We start from the raw sequence: 19,711 nt of genomic DNA, 5'->3' as shown, positions 1-19,711 counted from the left end.
GCGAGACATGGACCTTCGTGATCTCGACCGGCGTGCCCTCGCCGCGGCCGCGGCCGCCGTGAACCGTGTCAAGCGCGCCGATCTAGCCCGGCCCACGCCGTGCGGCGACTGGACCCTCGGCCAGTTGCTCGGGCACATGATCGGGCACAACCGCGGCTTCGCCGCCGCGGCGGCGGGCAAGCCCACCGATCCGGCCGTCTGGGACGACCTGACCCCGCCCGCCGACCCCCGCCGGGCGTTCGCCGACTCCGTCGCCCTGGTCACCAAGGCGTTCAGCGCGAAGACGCTGCTGGACCGCAAGATCGAGGTGTACGGGTACGGCACCTTCACCGCCCCGACCGTGCTGGGCATGCACTTCGTCGACTTCCTGGTGCACGCCTGGGACGTGGCCAGGTCGACCGGCTCGGACGCCACGCTCGACCCTGACCTGAGCGCGGCCGCCATGAAGATCGCATTGCGGTGGCCCACCGACCGGCCCAGCAAGGCCTTCGGCGTCATGGTCGAGCCGGACGAGGCCGCCCCGCCCGGCGACCGGCTCGTCGCCTACCTGGGCCGCTCCCCCGGCTGGCCGGACGGCCACTGAGCGGACGCCCCCCGCAGCTCGGTCAGCGTCGACTCGAGCTCGCGCAGATTCGCCCGCACCGCCGCCGCCCGTTGCTCGGCGTCCCGGCGAGGCGCCAGATGCAGCTCCTCCACCGTCCCGTACACCTCGGGCAGCTCCAGCGCGGCCACGTGTCGCAGCGCCGCGGCGGACGAGACGGCGTACGGCCGGATCAGCCGCCGCCTGCCCCGGCGTGCCGTCACGGTCCAGCCGCCCGCGGCGTAGGCCAGCGTCACCGACACCGGCACCGCCGGGCCGGTGTCCACCAGGCCCATCCGGCGGCCCAGCTCGGACAGGTACTCCTGCCACAGCGGGGCCGCCGGGGCGGCCTGCCCCGGCTTGATGTCGTTGATCTGTTGCCACAGCCGCCAGCCGAACACCGGCGTCAGCGTGGCCGCGAAATACGCCGCCCCGGCCAGCCACAGCCCGCCGGACAGGCCCAGCGTCTCGACAGACCACGCGCCGACCATGCCGCCCAGCGGGATGCCGCCGAACGTGATCGCCCCGGTCAGCCCGAACACCCGGGTCTGCATGGCCCGCGGCACCCGCTGGAACATCAGCAGCCCGTACGTGGGGTTCACCGAGGACATGGCCATCCCGGACACGAACGACACGAGCAGCGCCACGCGCAGGTCGTCGCTGAGCGCCAGCACGAGAAAGCGCGGCGCGCCGCCGATGAAGTATCCGATAACGAGGGTCGGATAGCGCGGCAGCCGGGTCACCAGCGCCGCGAAGGCGGCCCCGCCCGCGATCGCGCCGAGCGCGAAGGCCCCGCCGACCCAGCCCAGGGCCACCGGCGAGCCGAGGTGCTCGCGTACCCACATCGGAATGAAGACGACCGCGCTGGCCTGGTTGAACAGGTTCGTCACAAACATCATGCCGACGAGGCTGCGCAGCAGCCGCTCCCGCCGTACGAACCCGAACCCGGTCCGCAGCCCCTGCCAGTAGGACTCCTGCTCGGCACGGGCCGGGTGGTTCTGCTCGCGGGTGATCCGCACCAGCACCGCCACCACACCCGCGCAGCCCGCGAAGGTCACCGCGTCGGCCCAGATCGCGCCGACCGGGCCGAGCCAGGCGATCAGCACCCCGGCCACCGCCGCGCCGATCACCATGGCCGTCCGGTTGAGCGCTGAGAAGACCGCGGTGACCCGTGCCATCGGCGTGCCCGACGCCTCCACCACCGGCGGCAGCAGCACCCGCTTCGACTTGTCGCCGACCCCGCGCAGCGCGCCCAGTGTCGCGACGAGCGCGACCAGCACCGTGAAGTCCGCGCCGCCGAACGCCGCGACCCCGCCCACCACCAGCGCGCTGCCCAGGTCGGTGGCGATGGACACCTCGCGCACCCCGAACCGGTCCGCCAGCGGCGTGCCGAAGATCCCGGCCAGGATGTAGGGCAGCGCCTCGGCGAACGCCACCACGCCGACCTTCGTCGGATCGTCGGTGGTGACCAGGACCAGCCACGGTATGGCCAGGAACGACATCCGCGAGCCGACGGTCGACACCAGCTCGGCGCCGAGCAGCCCGATCAGCGCCGCTCTGCGCTGCATCGCCAACCTCCTCCGGCCACGGGTCCACCGACCCTACCGACGAGTTTCGATCTCCGTCCATACCGATCGCGTGCAGACCGGACGCGACGCCTTCACGTGCCGCCGGTGCGGCCATAACATCAGCGGGTGAGGTTGGAGCTGCGGCACCTGCGGGTGGTCTGCGCGATAGCCGACGCCGGCAGTGTCACCAAGGCGGCGGCCGTGCTCGGCCTCGCCGCGCCCGCGCTCACCACGCAGTTGCAGCGCATCGAACGCGCCTTCGGCGGGCAGCTGTTCGAACGCGACCGCCGCGGCGCCCGCCCCACCCCGCTGGGCGAGCTGGTGCTGGCCCGCGCCCGGGTGCTGCTGCCCGCGGTGCAGGGCCTGCAGGACGAGGCGACCCGGTTCGCCGGGCTGGCCCAGGACGCGGGCGGCGACGGGCTGCCCGGCTACCGCATCGGCGCGGTGAACGGCCCGCTCATCGGCGGGGTGGTGCACCGGCTGGCCGCCGCGCAGCCCAGCGCCCAGCTGAGCACGTACCCGTCGTGGTCGTCGGCGGAGCTGGCGGCGATGCTGGCCGACGCCCGGCTCGACTTCGCGCTCATCGGCACCTGCGGCGAGGCCACCCCGCCCGACGACGGCCGCCTGGTCTGGCACACCGTGGCGACCGCCCCGGTCTTCGTGCTGCTGCCCGCCTCCCACCCCTACGCCGACGCCGACGAGGTCGAACTCGCCGACCTGGCCGGCTCCCGCTGGGCGGCCACCCCCGGCGACGGCTGCTTCGCCGACTGCTTCGCCGCCGCCTGCGCCCGCGCCGGGTTCACCCCCAGCCCGATCCACGAGAGCGACCTCGGCGGCTGCTCCGACCTCGTCCGCGGCGGCAGCGTCGTGGCCCTCTGCCAGCCCACCTTCCGCGAGATCGCCGGCGTACGCGCCGTCCCCCTCACCGACACCCCCCTGCGCTGGCGCCACCTCATCGGCTGGCACCCCGACTCCCCCGCCGCCCGCGTAGCCCCCCGCCTCATCCACTACGCCGAAGAGTCCTATGCCGACGCCATCCGCCTGAGCCCCGGCTACACCCGCTGGCTCACCCACCACCCCGACCCCACCCCCTCGCGTTGATCATGAACTTATGGCACGGGTCGACGGCGTGTCGCTGCCACAACTTCATGATCAACGATCCGTGCGCGCCGCGTTGGTCCCACGAGCGCCGTTAGCCTGGCTAAGCTCTGATGGTGATCGGATTCCGTGCGCTGGTGACGGCGGGACTCGCGGTGGTGACCATGCTCAGCCTGCAGGGCTGCATCGGCGTCGGCGACTCGTGGACCCGCGACCAGGCCGCGCCGAGCGTGGCCACCTCGCCGGCCGCCGGTCGACCGACCGCGAGCGCGCCCGCCGCCACGTCCGCCGCGGGTGCCACCATCAGCCGGGTGGAGTCCAATGTGGCCGCGGTCGGCAACCCGACCTGCGGCGGCGTCGCGCCCTCGGCCATCGCGGTGACCGCCGAGATCACCGACGGCGGCACGCCGGTGACCGCCAAGGCGCACTATGCGATGACCGGCGGCAGCTACACCGGCGAGGTCTCGCTGACCCGCGACGCCACCCTGGCCCGGTACACCGCGACGCTGCCCAAACTGGAGAAGAAGCACTTCACCAGCGCAGCGACCAACATCTTCGTCACCGTGACCATCCAGGGCTCCACCGGCCAGCAGGGCTTCACCTCCATCACCGTCACCCCGTGCGGCGGCAGCACACGCGCCTGAAGGGACGCACCTGCTTCCCGCCGGGCGGCGGGTCAGGCCGCTTGCCCTGCGGCGGGCGTACGCACGCGCCGGATCGCCCCCGGCCCCGGCCGGGTCACCACCTCCCGCGGCGAGCCCACCTCGTGCCCCTCGGCACAGGCCAGCGACACCCGCACCGGCGACCCGCAGTCGCGGTGCACCATGTCCACGGGCGGCCCGGCCGGGTCGGCGAGATAACGGTCGCCCCACTCCCGTACGGCGACCAGCACCGGGTACAGGTCGAAGCCCTTCTCGGTGAGCCGGTACTCGTGGCGCTCGCGCTCACCCGGCTCGCGGTACGGCACACGGTGCAGCACGCCCTGCTCGACGAGCATGTTCAGCCGGTTGGTGAGCACCTGGCGGGGTATGCCGCTGTGCTCGCGCATGTCCTCGAAGCGGCGGATGCCGTTGAAGACCTCCCGCAACACCACCAGGGTCCAGCGTTCGCCGAGCACGGCCATGGCACGGGCCACGGTGCAGTTCTCGGCCGACCAGTCGAGTGCGGTAGGTCTCACTCCTCCAGGCTAAGTCTCGTTGACAGACTCAGCAACCGCCTGCCAGGCTGAGTCCATGACGCAGACCCAGACCGAGCCGGCCGCCGACCGCGCGAACCCGGAGCGCATGCGCACCTTCTCCTGGTCGGACCCCCGGCGCAACGCCGCCGAGCTGGGCCGGCTCAGCGGCCTGGAGCTGCTGCACGCGATGTCCCGCGGCGAACTCCCGGCCCCGCCGGTGATGCACCTGCTCGGCATGGACGGCGTGCAGGCCGAGGAGGGCCGCGTCGTGGTCACCATGCGCGCCCAGGAGTTCCACTACAACCCGCTCGGCGGCGTGCACGGCGGCATCCTGGCCACCCTGCTCGACACCGCCGCGGCCTGCGCCGTGCACAGCACCCTCCCGGCGGGCGTCGGCTACACCTCCCTGGACCTGACCACCAAGTTCCTGCGCCCGGTCAGCGTCGACTCCGGCCTGCTGCGCTGCGAGGGCACCGTCATCTCCCGCGGCCGCCGCACCGCCCTCGCCCAGGCCCAGCTCACCGACGCCCAGGGCCGCCTCCTCGCCCACGCCACCTCCACCTGCCTCATCTTCGACCTGTAAGGACGAAGGAAGGGCACCTTCACATCGCCTGGCGTAGAGGAAGGGCACCTTCCGAACCCGGACCCCGCCCTCACCTGGCGAGCCGCCCGTGACGCGTGCCGTGTCGCGGGCGGCGTGACGCAGCACCCTCCGAAGGCCCGTTGAGCACGCCCCATCGGCTTGGAAGCATGTCCATCAATCGATGTGCAATTCGTCCTACCGGACGGACCTCATCAGGGGAGGACATGTGAAGGCCACCAGAATCGTCCTGTCGATCGCCACCGCCGCCACCGTGGCAGCCGGCCTCGTCGGCATCACCGCACCCGCCCAGGCGGCACCGTCCCGCATGGACGGTGTCGCGCTCGCCGCGTCGCTGGGCGACGACCGCAGCGCGGGCAGCTTCGTCGACGGCTCCGGGCACACCGTCGTCAACGTCACCGACACCGCGGCCGCCGATGCGGTACGCGCCGCGGGTGCGCAAGCCCGCCTCGTCACCCGCAGCACCAAGCAGCTGGACCGGCTGATGGCGGCACTGGACCGCGGCGTCGTCGGCACGGCCTGGTCCGTCGACCCGGTCGGCAATCAGATCGTCGTCGACGTCGACAGCACCGTCACCGGCGCCCGGTACAGCGGCCTCGCGCAGGCGGTGGCCCATTCCGGCGGCGCGGCCCGCATCCAGTCTGTGGCGGGGCGGCTCACCCCGACCATCGCGGCCGGCGACGCCGTCTACGGCAGCCAGTACCGCTGCTCGCTCGGGTTCAACGTGCGCAACGGCAGCACGTACTACTTCCTGACCGCCGGGCACTGCACCGACCTGGCCACCGAGTGGTTCTCCAACGCCAACCACACCACCAAGCTCGGCGACCGGACCGGCACCAGCTTCCCCGGCAACGACTACGGCATCGTCCGGTACACCAACACGTCGATCGCCAAGACCGGCGGCTTCACCTCCGCCGCGAACCCGGTGGTCGGCCAGTCGGCGACGCGCCGCGGCAGCACCACGGGCACCCGTTCCGGCACGGTGACCGGCCTGAACGCGACCGTCCACTACGCCGAGGGCACCGTCAAGGGCATGATCCGCACGAACATCTGCGCCGAGGGCGGTGACAGCGGCGGCCCGCTCTACTCCGGCAACACCGCGCTCGGCCTCACCTCCGGCGGCTCGGGTAACTGCCAGTCCGGCGGCATCACGTACTTCCAGCCCGTGGTCGAGGCCCTCGGCAAGTACAACGTCTCCGTCTACTGACCGCAGGGCACACCGCGAGACCGCCGCCGTGGGTCAGAGCTTGCCGGTGCGCATGACGTCGCGGTACCAGAGCGCGGAGTCCTTGGGGTAGCGGCGCTGGGTCTCGTAGTCGACGTAGACGAGGCCGAAGCGCTTGTCGTAGCCGAAGGCCCACTCGAAGTTGTCCAGCAGCGACCAGGCCAGGTAACCGCGCACGTCGGCGCCGCCGGACAGGGCCGCGTGCACGGCGCGCAGGTGGCCGTCGAAGTAGGCGATCCGGTCCGGGTCGGCCACCCGGTCCCCGGTCAGCGTGTCGGCGTACGCCGCGCCGTTCTCGGTCACCATCAGCGGCGTGCCCGGATACTCCCGGGACAGCCGCAGCAGCAGGTCGGACAGGCCGGTCGGGTCGACCGTCCAGCCCATGTCGGTGACCGGGCCGGGCTGCGGCAGGAACGCGACCCCCTCGCTGCCGGGGTACATCGGGTGCGCCGCCGCGCCGACCTGCGCGCGTACCAGGGCGGGCTGGTAATAGTTGATGCCCAGCAGGTCGATCGGCGTGGCGATGACCGCCAGGTCCCCGTCGGCGATCGCGTCCGCCGCCCCGAACCGCTCGAACAGCCCCAGCATGTCCAGCGGGTAGCGGCCGCGCAGCACCGGATCCAGGAAGATCCGGTTGAGTACGCCGTCGACGCGCCACGCCGCCGCCACGTCGTGCGGGTCGCCGGGGTCCTCGGGGTTGACCCGGGCGAGGTTGACGGTGAGCGACAGCTCGCGTACGCCCGCCGCGCGCAGCGCCTGCGCCGCCAGCCCGTGCCCGAGCAGCAGGTGGTGCGCGGCCCGGAAGGCGGTGCGATTGTCGGTGTGCCCGGGTGCGTGGTCCCCGCTGGCGTAGCCGAGGAACGCCGACACCCACGGCTCGTTCAGCGTGGTCCAGGTGCCGACGCGATCCACGAGCCGGGACGCGGTCACCGCGGCGTACTCGGCGAAGTACGCCGCCGTGTCCCGGTCCCCCCAGCCGCCCCGCCCGTGGGACTGCAGCGCGTGCGGCAGGTCCCAGTGGTAGAGCGTCACCATCGGCTCGATGCCGTGCGCCAGCAGCTCGTCCACCAGCCGGTCGTAGAAGTCCAGCCCGCGTACGTTGACCGGCCCGGTCCCGTCGGGTTTGACCCGCGGCCACGCCACCGAGAACCGGTACGTGCCGACGCCCAGCTCGGCCATCAGCGCGACGTCGTCCCGGTAGCGCCGGTAGTGGTCGCACGCGACGTCCCCGGTGTGCCCGGCGAACACCCGGCCGTCCCGGCGGGCGAACGTGTCCCAGATGGACGGCCCGCGCCCGTCCTCCGCCGCGGCCCCCTCGATCTGGTACGCCGCCGTGGCCGCGCCCCACCGGAACCCCTCCGGGAACCGCAGCGTCTCCGCCGCCGCCTCGGCCTGTTCGATGCTCATCGGTTCTCCTCGTCGCGATGGTTGCCGAACCCGCTGTTCCGCTCGACACTCATCCCTTGACGGCTCCCCAGCAGGAACCCGGCCGCTCATCAGGGCGATTCGCGGCCGGGTCGGGAGAGCGCTCTCAAAGCAGAGAATGGTGTCGAGCCACGGTGCTGTCAAGGGTCTACTACCGTACCGTTTCCGACCATTGCAAACGCTCTCACCATGAAAGCGCTCTCACATGCGGCTTCGTGCCGTAACGCGCAAGGGGTAAGGTCACGTTCGCCGGGATGTGGTCCGGCACAGGTCGGCGGCACTGCCGATGGGGCAGCGAGGAGCACGCATGAGCCAGGCACACGAGCGGCCCACGCTGGAGGCCGTGGCACGCCTGGCCGGGGTGTCCCGGGCGACCGTGTCCCGGGTCGTCAACGGCTCACCCAAGGTCGCCGAGCCGATCCGGAGCGCGGTGCGCCGGGCCGTCGAGGAGCTGGGCTACATCCCCAACGCGGCCGCCCGCAGCCTGGTCACCCAGCGCACCGACTCGATCGCGCTGGTCCTGCCGGAGAGCGCCAGCCGCGTCTTCTCGGACGACCCGTTCTTCCCGAGCATCATCCACGGCGTCAGCCAGGAGCTCGACGCCGCAGACAAGCAGCTCGTGCTGATGATGACCAACACCGTCGCCGGGTACGAGCGCGTCGAGCGCTACACCACCGCCCGCCACGTGGACGGCGTGCTGTTCGCCTCGACGCACGGCGTCGACCCGCTGCCCGGCCAGCTCGCCCGGCTCGGCGTCCCGGTCGTGGTCACCGGCCGCCCGCTGGGCCGTTCCGCGGTCCCCTACGTCGACGTCGACCACGTGGGCGGGGTGCGCGCCGCGGTGCGGCACCTGCTGGAGACCGGCCACTCCCGCATCGCCACCATCGCCGGGCCCCAGGACATGGTCGCCGGCATCGACCGGCTCGCCGGATACCGCGCCGAGCTGCACGGGTCGGACCGGCGCTCGATCGTGGCGGTCGGCGACTTCACCCGCGAGTCCGGCGCGACCGCGATGCGCCAGCTGCTGGAGGACGACCCGCAGCTGGACGCGGTCTTCGTCGCCTCGGACCTGATGGCGCACGGGGCCATCACCACGCTGCGGGAGCTGGGCCGACGCATCCCCGAGGACGTCGCCGTGGTCGGTTTCGACGACTTCGACATCTCCCGGTACACCGACCCGCCGCTGACCACCGTGCGGCAGCCGATCCTGGAGCTGGGCCGGGAGCTGGCCCGCCAGCTGCTGCGGGTCATCGCGGGCGACGAGGTCCCGCCGGCCGTGGTCCTGCCGACGGAACTCGTGGTACGCGCGTCAGCCTGACCGGATTCGGATATACAGGACTCATGGCTGAAGAAGTGGACGTCATCGTCCTCGGCATGGGCGTCGGCGGCGAGGAGGTCGGCGGCAGGCTGGCCGACGCCGGGCTGAGCGTGGTCGGCATCGAGAACCGGCTGGTCGGCGGCGAGTGCCCGTACTGGGGGTGCATCCCGAGCAAGATGATGATCCGGGCTGCCGACCTGCTGGCCGAGGGCCGCCGGATCAACGGCATGGCGGGCTCCTCGGAGGTATTCCCCGACTGGGCCCCGGTCGCCAAGCGCATCCGCGAGGAGGCCACCGACTTCTGGGACGACAAGGTCGCCGTCGACCGGTTCGTCAAGCGTGGCGGCCGGTTCGTGCGCGGCACCGGCAAGCTGGCGGGCCCGAAGACGGTCGAGGTCGACGGGCAGACGTACACCGCGCGCAAGGGTGTGGTCGTCGGCACCGGGACCAAGGCCGCGGTCCCGCCGATCCCGGGCCTGGCCGAGACCGACTTCTGGACCAACAAGGAGGCGATCGAGGTCGAGGAGCTGCCCGCGTCGCTGACCGTGCTCGGCGGCGGTGCGATCGGCCTGGAGCTGGCGCAGATGTTCCAGCGCTTCGGGGTGCGGGTCACCGTCATCGAGGCCATGGACCGGCTGATGTCCTTCGAGGAGCCCGAGTCGTCGGAGCTGATCACCGAGGTGCTCCAGCGCGAGGGCGTCGCCGTGCACACCGGATGCCGGGCGGTCCGGGTCGAGGGCAGGACCGTGCACCTGGCCGACGGCCGGGAGTTCACCTCGGAGAAGCTGCTCGTCGCCACGGGGCGCACGGCGGACCTGCACAAGCTCGGTCTCGACACGGTCGGCCTGGACCCGGCCGCGAAGGCGATCACCGTGGACGGGCACATGCGGGCCGCCGACGGGTTGTGGGCCGTCGGCGACTGCACGGGCCACGGGGCTTTCACGCACATGGCGATGTACCAGGCGGCCATCGCGATCCGCGACATCCTCGGCCAGGAGGGGCCGCCCGCCGACTACCGGGCGCACCCCCGGGTCACCTTCACCGACCCCGAGATCGGGTCGGTGGGCCTGACCGAGGAGGCGGCTCGCCACCAGGGCATCCACGTGCAGACGGCGTACACGAAGCTGCCCGAGGCGACCCGTGGCTGGATCCACAAGGCGGGCAACGACGGGTTCATCAAGCTCGTCGCCGACCGGGACCGGGACGTGCTGGTCGGCGCGACCTCGGCCGGGCCGACCGGCGGCGAGGTGCTCAGCGCGCTGGTCGTCGCGGTGCACGCGCAGGTCCCGGTGCACATGCTGCAGCACATGATCTACGCGTACCCGACGTTCCACCGCGCCATCGAGGCGGCCGTGCAGCAGCTGGAGGTCTAGGGCACACTGCCGCCATGCGACAGCTGATCGTCCGGCTCGGACTGGCCGGCATGGCGGTGGTGCACCTGTGGTGGGGGCTGTGGGCGTACGCCGCGCCCCGCCATTTCTTCGCCACGTTCCCCGGCTTCGGGCACCACTGGACGGCCGCGTATCCGCCGTACAACGAGCACCTCACCGCGGATCTCGGCGCGACCTTCCTGACCCTGGCCGTCCTGCTGGCGATCCCCGCGGTGCGCTACCGCCGCGCGACGGCCCGCCTGGCGCTGGCCGGCTCCGTCGTCTTCAACGCCCTGCACCTGGGTTTCCACACCTTCCACCACGGCACCCTCACCGGGCTCGACCTGAGCGGAAGCCTGTTCACCCTGGTCGCAGGCCTCGGCGTGCCGCTGGCTCTCTTCCTCCTCGCCCCAAAGGAAGGGCACCTTCTTCACGCTATGCGTAATGGAGGGGCGCCTTCTTAACCTCTGACAGCTGCTGAGCTGCGGCTGTGCGGCGCGACGGGTTCAGGCGAGCTGGGCGGACTGGAGGCGGGCGTACGCGCCCCGGCGGTCCAGCAACTCGTCGTGCCGGCCGACCTCCTCGATGCGGCCGTCGCGCATCACGATGATGCGATCGGCGTTGCGGATCGTCGACAGGCGGTGCGCGACGACGAAGACGGTCCGCCCCGCGACCAGGCGCTCCATGGCCTGCTGGATCAGCGCTTCGGAGTGGGTGTCCAGGGCGGAGGTCGCCTCGTCCAGGATCAGCACCCGCGGGTCGCGGATCAGCGCCCGCGCGATCGCCAGGCGCTGGCGCTGGCCGCCGGACAGCCGTGCGCCGCGCTCCCCCACCACCGTGTCCAGGCCGTCGGTGAGCTGGTCGACGAAGTCCAGCGCGTTCGCGTCGGCCAGTGCCCGGCGCACCCGCTCCAGCGGCACGTCGGCCATGCCGTACGTGACGTTGTCGAAGATGCTGCCCTCGAACAGGATCGGCTCCTGCGGCACCACCGACACGAACCGCCGGTAGGTGCGCAGGTCCAGGGTCTCCATGTCGCGGCCGTCGAGCAGGATGCGGCCCGAGGTCGGCCGCAGGAAGCCGATGACCAGGTTCAGGATGGTGGACTTTCCCGCGCCCGACGGGCCGACCAGTGCGATGCGCTCGCCCGCGGCGACGTCGAGATCGAAGTCGCGCACCGCGGCGCCCGCAGCCCCGTCGTACGCGAACCCGATGCCCTCGAAGCGCACCGCGCCGCGTACGTCGTCGACCTGCTGCTTGCCCGCGTTGACCTCCAGGTCGGGGGCCTGCAGCAGCTCACCGGCCGAGCGCACCGACTCCAGCCCCTTGACGAAGATCGGCCCGAGGCTCATCAGGGTCATCACCGAGCCGGTCAGCGTGGTGAAGTACGCGCTGAGCATCACCACGTCGCCCTCGGTGATCGGCACCCAGCCGTAGTACGCGACCAGCGCCGATCCGGCCAGGCAGGCCACGCTCAGCACCTGCATCTGGGTCCAGGCCAGCGCGCCGAAGCGGCCGTTGAGCAGGTCCAGGCGCAGACCCGCGCGCAGTACGCGGTCCAGCGAGCCGTCGACCCGGCGCAGCGCGTCGCGCTCCAGGCCGTGCGCGCGGGTGATCGGGATCAGCGTGGTCATCTCGGCGACCCGCGACGACAGCCGCTCGACCTCGCGGCGGAACGACTCGTTGTCGGTGCGCATGCGGTTGCGCAGCTTCATCACCAGGAACGCCGCGCACGGCACCAGCACCAGGAAGACGGGGAGGAACAGCGGCACCCGCAGCGCGATCACGACGGCCCCGCCGAGCAGCATCATCAGCGCGCCGACGCCGACGTCACCGGCCTGCTGCACCATCTGCTCGATCGCCTCGACGTCGCGGATCACCTTCGACTGGAGCACCGCGGCCGACGAGCGGGAGTGGTAGCCGATGGACAGCTCCTGCATGCGGCGGCACAGGGCCGAGCGCAGGCGGGTGCCCATACGGCGGACGGAGCCGCTGTGGTTGCGTACGAACAGCACGTGGAACGGGTAGTTGAGGCTCAGGCAGGCGACCATCAGGCCCGCGTTCCACCACAGCTGCTCGACGGGCTTGTGCCGCACCACGACGTCGATCACGTTCGCGGTGACCAGGGGCAGCAGCCAGGTCGGGCTGTGCTTGACGGCGAACGCGAGCACCCCGAGCAGCAGCCGCCAGCGGTCCTCGCGCAGCAGGTAGGCGACGGTGCGTACCGGATGCTCGCCGTGGTAGCGGTGGTCAAGGGGGTGCTGGGCCAGCGCCATGTCGTTTCCTGCCTCGCCGGGCGGCCCGCGGGCGAAGGGGTCGTCGGCCGCGGGCCGCCCTTCGCCTTCGAAGTCCAGGCACGAGCCTAGGCGAGGCTGCCCGGCCGGGCCAAGACGGCCCGCTCAACCACGTCGGGCGTTAAGAAGGGCACCTTCTATAACGCGGAGCGTTAAGAAGGTGCCCTTCCTTGCTCTCAAGCCAGGGTCTGGACTACTTCGAGGGCGCTGGAGACGTGCTTGCCGATGTTGGCCTGCGACGAGAACACGTGGCGCACCACGCCCTCCCGGTCGATCACGTAGGTGACCCGCCCCGGCAGGATCCCGAACGTGGACGGCACGTCGTACGCCTTGCGCACCTCGCCGCCTTCGTCGGCCAGCAGCACGAACGGCAGCCGGTAGCGCTGGGCGAAGCCGTCGTGCGACTCGACGGAGTCCGAGCTGACGCCGATGACCTGCGCGCCGGCCTCGGTGAAGACCTCGTAGCTGTCCCGGAAGGAGCAGGCCTCGGCGGTGCAGCCGGACGTGTTGTCCTTGGGGTAGAAGTACAGGACCACCTTCTGCTTGCCCCGGTAGTCGCTGAGCCGCACCGTCTCGCCGCCCTGCGAGGGCAGCTCGAAGTCGGGCGCCACCTCGCCCACCTGCGGACCACGTGCCTTCGCCATGCCTGCCTCCACTGTCACCGGATCATCCACCGTAGGACCCGAATCGTATTCGTGTCCGTTCCGGCGAACACCCGCCCGGTGCCGGTTGTTCCCTCGTCAACGCCGCTTCGCGTACTCGGCGATCTCGCCGAAGTCGAGGAAGACCACGGCCTCGTCGCCGATGACCTCGGCCTCATGGCCGGGCTTGATGGCCACCATGTCGCCCGCCGTGAAGTCCTGGCTGGTCCCGTCCTCCATGGTGATGCGCATGGTGCCGGATTCGCAGTAGCCGAGATGCGAGGTCTGACAGGTGGCGGTGCCGGCGATCGGCCCGACGTTCACCGACCAGCGCCAGCCCGGCTCGAACCGCCCCCGGCCGACCGTCCTGCCGGCGACCTGCACCAGATCCATCCGGCCCAGGCCCTCGAACTGCCGGGACTCGTCGGGCCGGTCGAAGTTCTTGAGTTCCATCCCCGTCATCGCGGTCGCCTCTCAGCGGGCGGGCGCACAGACGTACACCCGAAAGGCCCTTTATCGACCATAAGCCCGGCGGCGTACGGTGCGCAGGCAATGGCCCGACGCCACGACGAAGGGCCGGCGCGTCGTGCGCCGGCCCTTCGTCCCTGCTCAGCTACAGGTGACGTTGTTCAGCTTGAACGCGGTCGGGTTGGTGTTGGTCCCGCTGTACGAGGCCTGGAAGCCGAAGCTCGCGGTGCCGTTCGTGGCGATGCTGCCGTTGTGCGTGGCGTTGCGGGCCGTGACGTTCGCCCCGCTGGCCGTCACCGTGGCGTTCCAGGCGTTGGTGACCGCCTGGTTGCCAGCGTAGGTCCAGGTCAGCGTCCATGAACTGATCGCCGGGCCGCGGTTGGTGATGACCACCGAGGCGACGAAGCCGTTGTTCCACTGACTGTCCACCCGGTAGCTCACCGAGCAGGAACCCGTGCCCTGGCTCGCCGACGGGGACGGCGAAGGCGGAGTGGACGGCGAGGCCGAGGGCGACGGCGAGGCGGACGGCGACGGCGGACGCGACGGGGACACCGACGGCGACGGGACCGTGGACGGGCTCGGCGGAGGGCTGGTCACGATGCCGTTCTGCGCCAGCGAGTAGGCCAGGTCCGGCACGAACTGCCCCGCGCCCGCGGCACAGCCGTCCGCCTCACCCGGCAGCTTGATCCAGATGTACGCGTCCACGGTCGCCTCACCCGTGTTCGTGGTCGGCGCCTGGCCCGTGCCCCGGCCTGCCGGGTCGCACCACTCGCTGCCCAGTGGGCCCTTGCCGTTGCGCGACGTGTCGACGACCTGGTGCAAGTTGCCGTTGCCGAGCGCGTTGAGCACGTTGCGGCCGAAGTTGACCTCGTCGGCGGTCCAGCGGTAGTTGGACGCGTTGGAGTAGAAGCCCGCCGCGTTGGCCACGCCCGCCGCCTGCAACCGCGATGCCGTGTCCGCAGGGCTGTTCCAGGCCGAGTGCCCCGCGTCGAGGTACACCTTCACGCTCGGGTTGACCTGCTTGAACTTGGTCACCGCGTAGCTGAGCGCGGAGTTGCGCTCGGACTTCTCGGTCGCCGACAGGCAGGTCTGCAAGGCGAGCGAGTCCGGCTCCAGGATGACCACGGCGGTGCGCGTGCCGAGGCCCGCGGCGAAGCTGTCGAGCCAGGTCCGGTAAGCGGCGATGGTCGGTGCGCCGCCCGCGCTCGCCCCGCCGCAGTCGCGGTTGGGCAGCATGTACGGCACCAGCACCGGGACCTGGTTGGCGTTGTTCGCGGCGGTGACGTACGAGCTCACCTGCGACTGGATGGTGCTCTGGTTGTAGTTGGCGAACCAGACCGCCTGCGGCTGGCTGCCGATGCGCTGGCCGATCAGGCCCGCGCGGGAGTCGTTCGGGTTCGCGGCCAGCCACCGGTTCACATTGGAGGTGGGGTCGCGGTAGAACGTGCCGGACAGCGTGCCGGCGGAGGCCTCGGTGGTGGCCAGCAGGACGCCGGCCAGCGCGGTGGCGGCGGTCATGGCGGCGGCCGCGCCGAGCGCGACCAGGCGGCGGTCACGGCGGCGACGGTAGCGCGGCGATGACGTGAGATCGGGGGTCAACGCGTCTCCTAGGGACGTCTGTGCATGGTCTAGGTGCAGTGAGCTGCCCGGACCCGGCTACGACAGACGGCACGGCCCTGCGCTACCCGTACGAACCGAATGGTTCTGCCCTTCGCACGGCAACGCCCGACTCCCGCCCCCATCATCACCCGCCCCGACGTGGAAAGGAAGGGCACCTTGACATCGCCATAGGTAGCCCAAGGGCACCTTGTCAACGCTGTACCGGGCGTGAGCAGGGAGGACTGGTCAGACCGGGCCGAGCAGCCAGAGGATCAGTGTGAGGGTGCCCATCGACAGCAGGCTGGAGAACAGGATCGCGTCGCGGCTCAGCGCGGTCGAGGCGCGGAACTCCGAGGCGTACACGAAGGTGTTCTGCGCCGTCGGCAGGCCCGCGACCAGCGTGACCGCCAGCAGTGCCGCGCCGTCGAGGCCCAGCAGCCAACGCCCGATCAGATACGCGGCGACCGGCTGAGCGACCACCTTGAGCAGGACCGCCACGGTCACCTCCCGACCGGGCAGCCGCCACGACGACGCCTCGGTCTGGTGCAGCGACATGCCCAGCGCGAACAGCGCCGCCGGCACCGCCGCGCCGCCCAGCAACTCCAGGGGCCGCAGCAGCCACTCCGGCGGCAGCCACCCGGCCGCGCTCGCGGTCACCCCGGCCATCGACCCCAGGATCACGGGGGTACGCAGCGGCAGCATCGCCAGCCGCCGCCACCGCGACGACGACCCGCCACCACCCGACGGGCCCTCGGCCCCGTCGACCGCCTCGGCGGCCAGCCGGTCCACGTCGGCCCGATGCGCCGAGGCGTCCAGGCGGCCGACGATCAGCGGGGTGAGCAGCATGGTCTGGAAGACCAGCACCGCCATGATCAGCGAAACGTCGTCGAGCACGTACACCGCCACCGGGACGCCCAGGTTGCCGGCGTTGAGGTAGGCCGACGCCATCGCCGCGATGACCCGGTCGCCGTCGGGGCCGGGCATCAGCCGGCGGGCGACGAAGTACACCGACAGCCCGATGAGCAGCGTGCTGGCCGCGATCGCGGCGAGCGGGCGCAGCGGCAGCTCCCCGAGCGGCACCTTGACCAGCGAGGTGAACAGCACGCACGGGATCGCGATGACGAAGGTGAAGTTCGCCAGCGCCTGCTGGGTGGCCCGGGTCAGCACCCCGAACCGCATGGTGCCCCAGCCCAGGGCGGTGATCATCCAGATCGGAGCGAACGCGGCGAACACCTGGTCACGCTAGCCCTCCACCCGGCGCACCCGCGCGGCCGGGTGGCCCTCACGCCCGGATGCTCCCTTGATCATCGGACTTGCCGGGCACCTGTGCGAATCTTGAGCGCCGACAAGACCACCTGCTCGGCAAGTCGAACGATCATGGCTGGCCGGACCACGCCGACCGCCGCCACCGCGGACCACCGGCCCTGCTCACCCTGCATCCTGCGTTGGGAAGGGCGCCTTCCATGACGCGGAGCGTCAAGAGGGCGCCCTTCCTTCGCTCGACTCACAGCTGGGCGCGGAGGTCCTTGCGGAGGATCTTGCCGGAGGCGCTCTTGGGGATGGCGTCGACGAAGGTGACGGCGCGGACGCGCTTGTACGGGGCGACGCGTTCGGCGACGTAGTCCTTGACGTCCTGGGCGCTCAGCTCGGCGCCGGGGGCCGCGGCGACGAAGGCGTGCGGGATCTCCTCGCCGTCGGCGTCGTGCCCGGCGACCACGGCCGCGTCGGCGATCTGCGGGTGGCCCAGCAGCACCGCCTCCAGCTCGGCGGGCGGCACCTGGTAGCCCTTGTACTTGATCAGCTCCTTGACCCGGTCGACGATGAACCAGTCGCCGTCCGCGTCGACGAGGCCGACGTCGCCGGTGTGCAGCCAGCCGTCGGCGTCGACGGTGGCGTCGGTGTCCGCGCGGCGGCCAAGGTAGCCCTGCATCACCTGCGGGCCCTTGATCCAGAGCTCGCCGGGCTCGCCGACGCCGAGGTCGTCTCCGGTCGCCACGTCCACGACGCGGGCCAGCGTGTTCGGGATCAGCGGGCCGACCGTGCCGGGCTTGACACGGGTGTCGCCGTGCACCTGCGCGTGCGAAACCGGCGACAGCTCGGTCATGCCGTAGCCCTGCTGCACCAGGCAGCCCAGCCGGGCCGCGCAGGCCTGCGCGAGGTCGCCGTCGAGCGGGGCCGCGCCGGAGAAGACCACCTGCAGCGCGGACAGGTCGTACTGGTCGACCAGCGGGTGCTTGGCCAGCGCCAGCACGATCGGCGGCGCGACGAACGCCCGGCTGACCTTCTGGTCCTGCATCGCGGTCAGGAACTCGACCAGGTCGAAGCGGGGCAGCACGACCAGCGTCGCGCCCTCCGACAGCGCCATGTTCATGAGCACGGTCAGGCCGTAGATGTGGAAGAACGGCAGCACGGCCAGCACCTTGTCGGCGGGGTCGTACTTCACCACCTGCTGGGTCTGCGCGATGTTGGCGACCAGGTTGCGGTGGGTGAGCATGACGCCCTTGGCCACCCCGGTGGTGCCGCTGGAGTACGGCAGCACGGCCAGCGCCGTGGCCGGGTCGAGCACGACCGCGGGCGCGGGCTCGGTCGTGGCCATCAGCTCCTGCACCGAGCGGTATCCCTCGGCCGTGTCGCAGACGAAAATCTCCTGCACCTGCGCGGCGGCGGCCGTGGCCCGGTCCAGGAACGGCGACACGGTGACGAGCAGTTTCGCGCCGGAGTCGCTGAGCTGCGTGGTCAGGTCCTTCGGGGTGGCCAGCGCGTTGACAGTGGTGACCGTGGCCCCCGCGGCCAGCGCGGCGTGGAACACCACCGGGTAGAGCAGCGTGTTCGGGCTGAACAGGGCCAGCACGTCACCGGGCCGCAGACCGGCGGCGGCCAGCCCGGCGGCGAGCCGGTCCACCATGTGCGCGAGCTGCGCGTAGGTCAGCGTCTGCCCGGTCCGGCCGTCGATCAGCGCGGGATGGTCGCCGCGCGCCGCCGCCGTCCCGATGACGAGCTGGGGGACGGAGACCTCGGGGATCTCGACGTCGGCCAGGGGGCTGGAAAAGGGCATCGTCGCCTCACTCTCGTACGCGGTGCACGTCGAAGTTCCGTCATCATGCGTGCACGTTCACCGTTCGGCAATACCCCGGCAACGTCCGGCGACGATCCGGCCCGCGCGGTCGCCGCACGTCGCGATGATCGCCGGACCGCCCTGCGATACCACTAGCACGAGGCCGTGAGCTGCGCATTCGTCGCGCACCGGGACGCGGTCGACTCATGTCGCAAACATGCGGGGGAACGTACACGCGACCTATCACGACAGGACTGTGCGCTCGGCGTCGTCGCGGTCACCACCATGATCGCCCTGCCCACCTGACCCAGCACACGGAAAAGGGGCGGCACGCCGTGGCGTGCCGCCCCTTTTCCGTGTCGTCAGCCCTCGCTCTTGTCGCCCTTGCTGTGCTCGGCGAGGAAACGCTCCAGCTCCGCGCCCAGCTCGTCGGCGGTGGGCAGCGGCGCGGGCTCGGTCAGCAGGTTGCTGCCACGACCCCGCATGAACGCGTCGTACTGCTCCTCCAGCGCCTTGACCACGGCCGCGGCCTGGTGGTTGTCGGTCAGCTGGCGCTCGATCTCGGCACGCACCCGGTCCCCGGCCTCGCGCAGGTCCTCGGTCGGCAGCAGCAGGCCGGTGGCCCGCGACACCGACGTCAGCAGCAGCTCCGCGGCCTGCGGGTACTCGCTGTCGGCCAGGTAGTGCGGCACGTGCGCGGCGAAGCCCATGGCGTCGCGGCCGGACTCGCCCAGCCGGAACTCCAGCAGGTTGGTGATGCTCGCCGGGACCTGCACGTCGGCGATCCACGGCTCGTGCCCCACCACCAGCTCGGGCTTCGTGCCGTGGGCGGTGATGCCGGCGGGGCGGGTGTGCGGCACCGACATCGGGATGGCGTGGATGCCGATGGTCAGCCGCACCTGGAGCTGGTCGATCAGGCCGGTCGTCGCGGCGACGAACCGCTCCCACTGGAAGTCCGGCTCGGGGCCGGTCATCAGCAGGAACGGGGTGTCGTCGTGGTCGCGCAGGGCGTGCAGTTCCAGCTTGGGCTGGTCGTACGCCTCCCAGTGGTCGGCCGAGAAGTGCATCAGCGGCCGGCGGGAGCGGTAGTCGTAGAGCTGGTCGAGGTCGAACTCGGCCACCACGGTCGACTCCAGCGAGTCGAGCAGGTGCTCGCGGGCCAGCTTGCCGGCCGCACCGGCGTCGACGAACCCCGAGAGCGCGTGCAGCAGGACCGGACGGCCCAGCTCGGGCAGTTCGTCGCTCAGCTGGTAGAGCTTCTGTGGGTCGAGCACGTCGTTCGCCTCCTGCAGATG

General features: G+C 71.6%; 18 protein-coding genes. 8 read left to right on the top strand and 10 right to left on the bottom strand.

What is annotated here, in order from left to right; translation table 11 throughout:
- Positions 1 to 7 precede the first annotated feature (7 nt).
- A complete protein-coding gene (locus F6W97_RS22305; protein WP_155372360.1) occupies positions 8 to 583 on the top strand; it encodes a TIGR03086 family metal-binding protein in 576 nt (191 codons plus the stop codon).
- On the opposite strand, the gene F6W97_RS22300 is transcribed toward F6W97_RS22305, so the two are convergent.
- The gene (locus tag F6W97_RS22300) at positions 544 to 2,148 is read right to left on the bottom strand and encodes an MFS transporter (RefSeq protein WP_155372359.1); all 1,605 of its coding nucleotides are present in this window, start codon (positions 2,146 to 2,148) and stop codon (positions 544 to 546) included. The two genes, F6W97_RS22305 and F6W97_RS22300, sit on opposite strands and share 40 nt — an antisense overlap.
- A gap of 126 nt (positions 2,149 to 2,274) precedes the next feature.
- Here F6W97_RS22300 and F6W97_RS22295 point away from each other — a divergent pair, with 126 nt between their 5' ends.
- Both F6W97_RS22295 and F6W97_RS22290 read left to right on the top strand, forming a co-directional pair.
- A complete protein-coding gene (locus tag F6W97_RS22295; protein WP_155372358.1) occupies positions 2,275 to 3,249 on the top strand; it encodes a LysR family transcriptional regulator in 975 nt (324 codons plus the stop codon).
- Positions 3,250 to 3,362: 113 nt separating this feature from the next.
- Entirely contained in the window at positions 3,363 to 3,890 is a 528-nt protein-coding gene (locus tag F6W97_RS22290) for a hypothetical protein (protein WP_155372357.1), read from the top strand.
- A gap of 32 nt (positions 3,891 to 3,922) precedes the next feature.
- Here F6W97_RS22290 and F6W97_RS22285 read toward each other — a convergent pair whose 3' ends face one another.
- Positions 3,923 to 4,423 carry a winged helix-turn-helix transcriptional regulator gene (locus tag F6W97_RS22285; protein WP_155372356.1) on the bottom strand — a complete coding sequence of 167 codons (501 nt, stop codon included), beginning with the start codon at positions 4,421 to 4,423 and terminating at the stop codon, positions 3,923 to 3,925.
- Positions 4,424 to 4,478: 55 nt separating this feature from the next.
- On the opposite strand from F6W97_RS22285, the gene F6W97_RS22280 reads away from it, so the two are divergent.
- Together F6W97_RS22280 and F6W97_RS22275 are read left to right on the top strand one after the other, a co-directional pair.
- Positions 4,479 to 5,006: a PaaI family thioesterase gene (locus tag F6W97_RS22280; protein WP_155372355.1), complete on the top strand. Its 528-nt coding sequence runs from the start codon at positions 4,479 to 4,481 to the stop codon at positions 5,004 to 5,006.
- A gap of 226 nt (positions 5,007 to 5,232) precedes the next feature.
- Positions 5,233 to 6,231: a S1 family peptidase gene (locus F6W97_RS22275; RefSeq protein WP_230686874.1), complete on the top strand. Its 999-nt coding sequence runs from the start codon at positions 5,233 to 5,235 to the stop codon at positions 6,229 to 6,231.
- Between the two features lie 33 nt (positions 6,232 to 6,264).
- On the opposite strand, the gene F6W97_RS22270 is transcribed toward F6W97_RS22275, so the two are convergent.
- Positions 6,265 to 7,656 carry a GH1 family beta-glucosidase gene (locus F6W97_RS22270; RefSeq protein ID WP_155372353.1) on the bottom strand — a complete coding sequence of 464 codons (1,392 nt, stop codon included), beginning with the start codon at positions 7,654 to 7,656 and terminating at the stop codon, positions 6,265 to 6,267.
- Positions 7,657 to 7,981: 325 nt separating this feature from the next.
- Here F6W97_RS22270 and F6W97_RS22265 point away from each other — a divergent pair, with 325 nt between their 5' ends.
- Genes F6W97_RS22265 through F6W97_RS22255 form a run of 3 tightly spaced genes read left to right on the top strand, consistent with a single transcriptional unit; the run spans position 7,982 to position 10,826 of the window.
- Positions 7,982 to 8,992 (top strand): LacI family DNA-binding transcriptional regulator, encoded by a 1,011-nt coding sequence (locus F6W97_RS22265; protein WP_155372352.1) that lies wholly within the window; start codon positions 7,982 to 7,984, stop codon positions 8,990 to 8,992.
- Positions 8,993 to 9,015: 23 nt separating this feature from the next.
- Positions 9,016 to 10,365: a dihydrolipoyl dehydrogenase family protein gene (locus F6W97_RS22260; protein ID WP_155372351.1), complete on the top strand. Its 1,350-nt coding sequence runs from the start codon at positions 9,016 to 9,018 to the stop codon at positions 10,363 to 10,365.
- A gap of 14 nt (positions 10,366 to 10,379) precedes the next feature.
- Positions 10,380 to 10,826, top strand: a complete 447-nt coding sequence (locus F6W97_RS22255; RefSeq protein ID WP_155372350.1) for a hypothetical protein — start codon at positions 10,380 to 10,382, stop codon at positions 10,824 to 10,826.
- A 42-nt stretch (positions 10,827 to 10,868) separates the two neighbouring features.
- On the opposite strand, the gene F6W97_RS22250 is transcribed toward F6W97_RS22255, so the two are convergent.
- The 7 genes from F6W97_RS22250 to F6W97_RS22220 all read right to left on the bottom strand — a co-directional run bounded on the left by F6W97_RS22250 (position 10,869) and on the right by F6W97_RS22220 (position 19,690).
- Entirely contained in the window at positions 10,869 to 12,635 is a 1,767-nt protein-coding gene (locus F6W97_RS22250; RefSeq protein ID WP_155372349.1) for an ABC transporter ATP-binding protein, read from the bottom strand.
- Positions 12,636 to 12,829: 194 nt separating this feature from the next.
- Positions 12,830 to 13,297 carry a peroxiredoxin gene (locus tag F6W97_RS22245; RefSeq protein ID WP_155372348.1) on the bottom strand — a complete coding sequence of 156 codons (468 nt, stop codon included), beginning with the start codon at positions 13,295 to 13,297 and terminating at the stop codon, positions 12,830 to 12,832.
- 96 nt (positions 13,298 to 13,393) lie between these two features.
- Positions 13,394 to 13,756 (bottom strand): cupin domain-containing protein, encoded by a 363-nt coding sequence (locus F6W97_RS22240; RefSeq protein WP_155372347.1) that lies wholly within the window; start codon positions 13,754 to 13,756, stop codon positions 13,394 to 13,396.
- A 147-nt stretch (positions 13,757 to 13,903) separates the two neighbouring features.
- The gene (locus F6W97_RS22235; RefSeq protein ID WP_230686873.1) at positions 13,904 to 15,361 is read right to left on the bottom strand and encodes a glycoside hydrolase family 6 protein; all 1,458 of its coding nucleotides are present in this window, start codon (positions 15,359 to 15,361) and stop codon (positions 13,904 to 13,906) included.
- 246 nt (positions 15,362 to 15,607) lie between these two features.
- On the bottom strand, positions 15,608 to 16,594 hold the full coding sequence (locus F6W97_RS22230; RefSeq protein WP_155372346.1) for an AEC family transporter: 987 nt from the start codon (positions 16,592 to 16,594) through the stop codon (positions 15,608 to 15,610).
- Positions 16,595 to 16,865: 271 nt separating this feature from the next.
- Positions 16,866 to 18,416 carry an AMP-binding protein gene (locus F6W97_RS22225; RefSeq protein ID WP_155372345.1) on the bottom strand — a complete coding sequence of 517 codons (1,551 nt, stop codon included), beginning with the start codon at positions 18,414 to 18,416 and terminating at the stop codon, positions 16,866 to 16,868.
- Positions 18,417 to 18,778: 362 nt separating this feature from the next.
- On the bottom strand, positions 18,779 to 19,690 hold the full coding sequence (locus F6W97_RS22220; RefSeq protein ID WP_155372344.1) for a proteasome assembly chaperone family protein: 912 nt from the start codon (positions 19,688 to 19,690) through the stop codon (positions 18,779 to 18,781).
- Positions 19,691 to 19,711 lie beyond the last annotated feature (21 nt).

Source organism: Catellatospora vulcania (assembly GCF_009720385.1).
GTDB classification, from domain to species: domain Bacteria; phylum Actinomycetota; class Actinomycetes; order Mycobacteriales; family Micromonosporaceae; genus Catellatospora; species Catellatospora vulcania.
Note: the sequence above shows the minus strand (reverse complement) of the source record. Positions and strands in the feature narration are given on the sequence as shown.

What these genes read in the sequence shown, in the direction of transcription:
- F6W97_RS22305 (WP_155372360.1), top strand. Translation starts at nt 8, where the DNA reads ATGGACCTTCGTGATCTCGACCGGCGTGCCCTCGCCGCGGCCGCGGCC.
- F6W97_RS22300 (WP_155372359.1), bottom strand. Translation starts at nt 2,148, where the DNA reads ATGCAGCGCAGAGCGGCGCTGATCGGGCTGCTCGGCGCCGAGCTGGTG.
- F6W97_RS22280 (WP_155372355.1), top strand. Translation starts at nt 4,479, where the DNA reads ATGACGCAGACCCAGACCGAGCCGGCCGCCGACCGCGCGAACCCGGAG.
- F6W97_RS22270 (WP_155372353.1), bottom strand. Translation starts at nt 7,656, where the DNA reads ATGAGCATCGAACAGGCCGAGGCGGCGGCGGAGACGCTGCGGTTCCCG.
- F6W97_RS22265 (WP_155372352.1), top strand. Translation starts at nt 7,982, where the DNA reads ATGAGCCAGGCACACGAGCGGCCCACGCTGGAGGCCGTGGCACGCCTG.
- F6W97_RS22260 (WP_155372351.1), top strand. Translation starts at nt 9,016, where the DNA reads ATGGCTGAAGAAGTGGACGTCATCGTCCTCGGCATGGGCGTCGGCGGC.
- F6W97_RS22255 (WP_155372350.1), top strand. Translation starts at nt 10,380, where the DNA reads ATGCGACAGCTGATCGTCCGGCTCGGACTGGCCGGCATGGCGGTGGTG.
- F6W97_RS22250 (WP_155372349.1), bottom strand. Translation starts at nt 12,635, where the DNA reads ATGGCGCTGGCCCAGCACCCCCTTGACCACCGCTACCACGGCGAGCAT.
- F6W97_RS22245 (WP_155372348.1), bottom strand. Translation starts at nt 13,297, where the DNA reads ATGGCGAAGGCACGTGGTCCGCAGGTGGGCGAGGTGGCGCCCGACTTC.
- F6W97_RS22240 (WP_155372347.1), bottom strand. Translation starts at nt 13,756, where the DNA reads ATGACGGGGATGGAACTCAAGAACTTCGACCGGCCCGACGAGTCCCGG.
- F6W97_RS22225 (WP_155372345.1), bottom strand. Translation starts at nt 18,416, where the DNA reads ATGCCCTTTTCCAGCCCCCTGGCCGACGTCGAGATCCCCGAGGTCTCC.